Below are 6,024 nucleotides of genomic sequence, written 5' to 3' on the forward strand. Positions count from 1 at the left end.
GTACCAATTTGTGGCTTGAGATGTAAAAAATGGTTCCTATGAAAAGCTGGAGGAAATTCGTATCCTCATCCGCGTTAATCATCTATAGAAATATGCAGAAAAAAAGGGTTAGAAGATCATTGCAATGGGTTGGTATGCTTTGCATTCTTTCCAGTTGTACATTATTCGATGCCAAACCAGGATACGAAGAAGGTGTTCCTTCTGTAAGTCTAGATTCATTCGTTGAAATAAAGGAATCACCGATTTTGGATGAATACGGGTATCAGGTTAGTGGTGATGTAATACAGGAAAAAAGAGTCAGGAGAAATGAGAGTCTTTATCTAATCTTATCAGGACTTGATGTAACTGCTCAGGAAATAGATGAGGTGGTTCAAAAGTCAAAGGGTAAATTCAGAACCAACAGAATTCAACCCGGGCAACGATATATCACCTATGTAGATGATGAAAGTCAGGCATTGAACAGACTGATTCTTCACAATGATTTGTTGAATTACGTTGTATTTGATTTTGAAGGAGATATAGAGGTAAAAAAAGGGAAGAAAGAGATTACTACCAGAATTTCGGAAACATCGGGGGTAATCACTTCATCATTATATGAAGCTCTATTGGAAAATAATCAGGATCCACTATTGGGGAACAGGTTGAGTGAAATTTTTGGATGGCAAATCGATTTCTTCAGAGTATACAAAGACGATTCGTTCAAAGTGATATATGAACAACAACTTGTGGATGGCAGACCTTACGGAGTGGGTAAAATTTTAGCAGCAGAGTTTGTACATAAGAATGAATCATATGATGCTTTCTTCTATGAGAGCAATGATAGGGCTGGATATTTTAACAGCGAAGGTAAAGGCGTTCAGAAAGCTCTTTTAAAAGCCCCTTTTACCTACTCACAGAGAGTGAGTTCAAACTTCTCACATAGTCGTTTTCACCCGGTTTTAAAAAGAAGAATGCCTCACTATGGAGTCGATTATGCTGCACCTTTAGGTACCCCGGTTATAGCAGTAGGAGATGGTACTATTATAGAATCGAGGTACAGAGGTCCAAATGGAAATATTGTAAAGATTAAGCATAACAGTACGTACACAACAGCTTATTTACATTTAAACGGTTTTGGGCCTGGGATAAAATCAGGGGTAAAAGTAAAACAAGGTCAGGTAATAGGGTATGTGGGTAGAACCGGAAGAGTAACCGGAGTTCACCTTGATTACCGTGTTTATAAAAATGATCAGCCGGTAAATCCTTTGACTTTGGAACTGCCTCCATCTAAGGCGATTGAAGAGTCGGAAATGGGTAAATTTGATCTTACTATCGAGAAGTATAAGTTCCAATTAAATCAGATTGGAAAGCCTATGTTGGCTTCTAGCGATTTTACTTATTAAAAGCTTTTTTCTCTTAGTCATCCTGAGGCTACCGCCGAAGGATCTAATTGAGTTGTAAGTTCGCTTTATGATTTCTAAGAGTCTTTTACCCGTCTAGATTCTTCGCAGGTATGCTCAGAATGACCCTTTTCTAGTACATGGTGTAGTAAAGAGTTAATAACCCCTAGTACCTATTCATTCTTCGCTGGAAGAAATTCATTAATGGGCGAACGTAAGACTTATTTGTACTTACATTAACCGCATCTACCTTCATTTTGAGAAGAGCTTCATCTAGTTTCGCCTTGTGAGCTCTTTTCTTTTTTGCGTATTGAGTTCTTACCGATTTGTTGGAGGTGTCGATAAGGATTTCTCTGTCCGATTCCGCATCTCTAAAAGGTACTAATCCGATATTTGGTAGCTCATCCTCAAACGGATCGTTAATAATGATACTTACCAAATCATGTTTTTGATTAGTGATCCGTAACTGCTTTTCATAGTCCTCATCCTGAAAATCCGAAGCTAATACAACGATGGCTCGTCGGTCTAACAACCGATTTACATAGCCAAGTGCCTCAGCTATATCCGTACCCCGACCCTTTGGTCGCGTAGTATAAAGTTCTCTAATCAAACGAAGAACGTGGGTTCTTCCTTTTTTAGGGGGAACTACCTTTTCAATGCCATCACTGAACAAAACTAGTCCCACTTTATCGCCATTTTTAATCGCGCTAAACGCAAGAACCGCAGAGATTTCAATCGCTACATCCATCTTCCTCTGGCTATGACTTCCGAACACTCCACTTGCCGAAATATCTACACAAAGCATGAGTGTTTGCTCTCTTTCTTCCTCGAAAATTTTGATGTAAGGATCGCCTGTTCGGGCGGTTACATTCCAGTCAATTTGGCGAATATCATCACCGTAATTGTAAGCTCTAACCTCCGAAAACGCCATTCCCCGGCCTTTAAAGGCAGATTGGTATTCACCGCCAAACAGAGTATTCACAAGACCCTTAGTCTGGATTTCGAGCTTGCGAATTTTCTTTAATACTTCTTTTGAAATCATAGCCAATTTTTTATGAAGGTAAGAGGATTCGAAAGATCAAGGAAGCAAAAAGTTTTTAAAATTACTTAACACTGTTTTTTCTTATAAATATTTACATAATAAAAAGAGTAATAAATTTTTATAAAATTCATTGAAATTATTTCTGTAGTAATTTTTCTTCATTAAGCTATTTATTGCTTTTAAATAACCTAGGAGCTTACTTTTATTAAGCTTCTCTAATATTAATCGAGCTTTTTGTAGGGTCTTTATTAGTCCAATCTAACCCGCTCTGGAGGGGGCATGTGGTATTTTCTTTATGTACAGAAAATGAATGCAACTTCAATCAAAAAATAGGTACCATGAAAACTAAGTTAATTCTCTTGGCATTGCTATGTCTGGGTTCAACTGTACAAGTTTTAGCTCAGCAGCAAAACGGAGTCTCATCAATTCTCCAAGTTTACAATATCACCACTAACGAAGCTGGTGAAGAAATAGCAACCGAAACTACTGAAGTAAGACCGGGTGATCTCATCGAATACCGGCTTACCTACACAAACAATTTGGGCAATAGCATATCGCAGCTCATGCCTGTACTTCCAATTCCGATAGGGATGGAGTACTTGCTTGAGACCGCAAGCCCAAGCTTAGAGGGAGCCAGCCTCTCCAATACTGGCAACACTTTCCAACGACTACCCTTAACTCGTCAAGTGCGACAACCTGACGGAACCACAGTGACTGAAGAGGTTCCGGGGCGCGAATACCGCCGACTACGCTGGTTGGTTCCGTCACTCGATGCGGGGGAACAAGTCATTCTTGTCGCCAGAGTTAAGGTGATAGATAACTAGTCTTATGGAAAATCAAACAAACAATAAATCAATAATTCTAAACCTAAACAGGATAGAATCCATGTATACACATAAAACACGACGAACAAGCAGCTTGGCTTCACGCCTCGCGGGGTTGTTTCTGGTTTTCGGCGTTTTACTAGGCGTTACATCCCTTGATGTATTCGCCCAGGTGCCTCCGGCAGCAACAGCTATCGGTAACCAGGCAAGTGCAACCTATGTTGATAACACTGGAACTGGACAATCGGTTACTTCTAACACTGTAGAAACCATTGTACAGCAAATTGCAGGTGTGACCATTAACGCGGGTATTTCCAAAACCGTGAGTCCTGGTGGTCAGGTAACTTTCCCACATACCATTACCAACACTGGTAACGGGACCGATAAATTCGACCTTACCACCCTGGAGGGTAGTGGGGATTTCGATTTCGATAATATCAGGATCTATCCGGATACCGACTTTGACGGGACACCGGATAACTTTACTGAGATATTCGAAACCCCAAATATTTCCTTCCCGGGAAACATTGGTGGTAATCCGTTTACCTACGGTATCGTAATTGTGGCGGATGTACCGGTTACTGCGAACGATGGAGACATCGAAACATTCCAGATTAAAGCTACCTCTGACTTCGATGCTACCCAGGCGGACTCAACTACAAATACGACTCAAGTAGATGAGGATGCGGTAGTTAATGTTCAGAAGAACCGAAGTGTACAGAATGTGGCAGTTGGAGATACCGTAACGTACACTTTTTCCTATGCGGAAAGTGGTGGTAACTCAGATGCAACTAATCTTGTAATTAAAGATCCGCTTCCAGCAGGCGTAAGCTATGTTGCTGGTTCAGGGGTATGGTCTGGTGCAGCTGGTATTCCGTTAACGGATGCAGGAACTGGCGAAACCGCTTCGGGTATTACCTACGAGTTCGATGATACTGGAACAGCAGATTCGGTAATCATCGCTATTGCTAGTATCAACTCGGGTGCATCTGGTACGATAAGCTTCAAAGTTACCGTAGATGCAGGTACTGAAGGGAATACCATTCTCAACACAGGATCATATTCTCATGACGATGCTCTAACTCCTACCACTACCAACGCTGCCGATATTATCGTTGACGAAAACTATGATATTGAGTCAGTAGGAGCTGATACAGTTAGCATTGGAGAAGTAGATCAGGGTGAAATTGTTAACTTTGTTAACAAATTCGTGAACCAGGGAACTGCAACGGATACCTACGATATCACGTTGTCAAACAACTCCTTTCCACCGAGTGCAACGCTTACCTTCTTTAAGGCGGATGCTAATGACGAACCCACTTCGCCATTTACAGTAGGCTCTGGTGGTATTTTCAATACAGGGCCAGTAGCGGTTGGTGATACTATTGTTGTAATTCTCCAGGTAAACTTGCCTTCAGGTGTAAGTGGAGGACCTTATTCGGTAGTAAAAACACTTACTTCACAGAATGATCCAAGTGAGAGTGATTTCCACGTGGACAAGTTAGACGGTATTAGAGTACCTACGGTTGATATCACCAACAATGGTGCTATTGGAACAGGAACAGGTGTTGGGCAAGGTCCTGAAACCAATCCGGTTACCACCATTACAACCAATCCAAACAACACGGTAACTTTCAGTCTTTGGATTACCAATACCAGTAACCAACAGGATACCTACAAGCTTGATTATGGTATCGATACTACTGCAGCTGGTGACATTGCGGTTACAGATGCTCTTCCAACTAACTGGACGGCTAACTTCCGCGATCCAAATAACGGTAATTCCATCATTACGGATGTAGGACCAATCGCATCTGGAGACTCGGCTGAAGTAAACCTTACCGTAAATATTCCCGCTGGTTTTGCACCAGGAGATAATGAGATTTATGTACGTGCTCTATCACAGACATCCGGTGCTATCGATGTTAAACATGAACGAGTAACAGTAAACACCGTCCGCAGTATTTCGCTTACTGCTTCGCAAACCGGTGTGGTTTCTCCTGGTGGTTCGGTGGATTACATCCATACGTTTACGGTGAATAGTAACGTAACAGAGAATGATGGTACAGATACTGACTTCCATATTGAGTTAGCTAACTCGGTTCCATCGGGTTGGGGTGCCGTAGTTTATTGGGATACTGATGAAGATGGTGCTGTAACTAGTGCCGATTCCCTTTTAACAAATGCAGCCAGCTCAGGCTCTGTTGACTTTCCAGCTGCTATTGGATCATTAAGCTTCGGTGATCAGGTACGATTTATCGTTATCGTAAATGCCAGTACTGCTCTTAATGATGGTGCTACAGTAACCACAACCATCACTATTTCTGATCAGGGTACTGTTGGCTTAGCTGATGCAGTAAACAATGACCAGACAGAAGTACAGCTTGGTGTGGTTGCTATCGAGAAATTCCAGGCGCCTGATGCAAATGGTTCTCCTGGAACCTACACGAAAAACCAATTCAATGTATTCCCCGGTGATACGGTATGGTACAGAATTGAAGTAGTGAATGATGGTTCTCAGCCAATTACCACCCTGGTAGTTCAGGATGTGGTGCCTTCCTATACCACAATCGCTTCCATTGCGACAGTAACTGAAAATGTAGGTCCAATCACAGGACTAGCCCTTGATGGAGCTAATCCAGGCGTTGGTGCGACAGGAACGGTAAAAGTGACGGCAACTTCACTTCAACCTACCCACAAGTTCACGATTGAATTTGCTGTGGTGGTCGATAACTAATTCTTAACCCAGACATGGAAGTGGGGTTGGTAGCCCTGCTTC

The 6,024-nt window shown here is 41.9% G+C and carries 4 protein-coding genes; 3 read left to right on the plus strand and 1 reads right to left on the minus strand.

What is annotated here, in order from left to right; translation table 11 throughout:
* Positions 1–92 precede the first annotated feature (92 nt).
* Positions 93–1,382 carry a hypothetical protein gene (locus ED557_13255; GenBank protein RNC80142.1) on the plus strand — a complete coding sequence of 430 codons (1,290 nt, stop codon included), beginning with the start codon at positions 93–95 and terminating at the stop codon, positions 1,380–1,382.
* A gap of 163 nt (positions 1,383–1,545) precedes the next feature.
* Here the strand turns inward: ED557_13255 and ED557_13260 are convergent, their stop codons facing one another.
* Positions 1,546–2,421: a DUF58 domain-containing protein gene (locus ED557_13260; GenBank protein RNC80089.1), complete on the minus strand. Its 876-nt coding sequence runs from the start codon at positions 2,419–2,421 to the stop codon at positions 1,546–1,548.
* A gap of 338 nt (positions 2,422–2,759) precedes the next feature.
* Here ED557_13260 and ED557_13265 point away from each other — a divergent pair, with 338 nt between their 5' ends.
* Together ED557_13265 and ED557_13270 are read left to right on the plus strand one after the other, a co-directional pair.
* The gene (locus tag ED557_13265; GenBank protein RNC80090.1) at positions 2,760–3,245 is read left to right on the plus strand and encodes a DUF11 domain-containing protein; all 486 of its coding nucleotides are present in this window, start codon (positions 2,760–2,762) and stop codon (positions 3,243–3,245) included.
* A gap of 4 nt (positions 3,246–3,249) precedes the next feature.
* Complete coding sequence (locus ED557_13270) at positions 3,250–5,982, plus strand: DUF11 domain-containing protein (GenBank protein RNC80091.1); 2,733 nt, start codon at positions 3,250–3,252, stop codon at positions 5,980–5,982.
* Positions 5,983–6,024 lie beyond the last annotated feature (42 nt).

It is taken from the genome of Balneola sp. (assembly GCA_003712055.1).
Classification (GTDB): domain Bacteria; phylum Bacteroidota; class Rhodothermia; order Balneolales; family Balneolaceae; genus RHLJ01.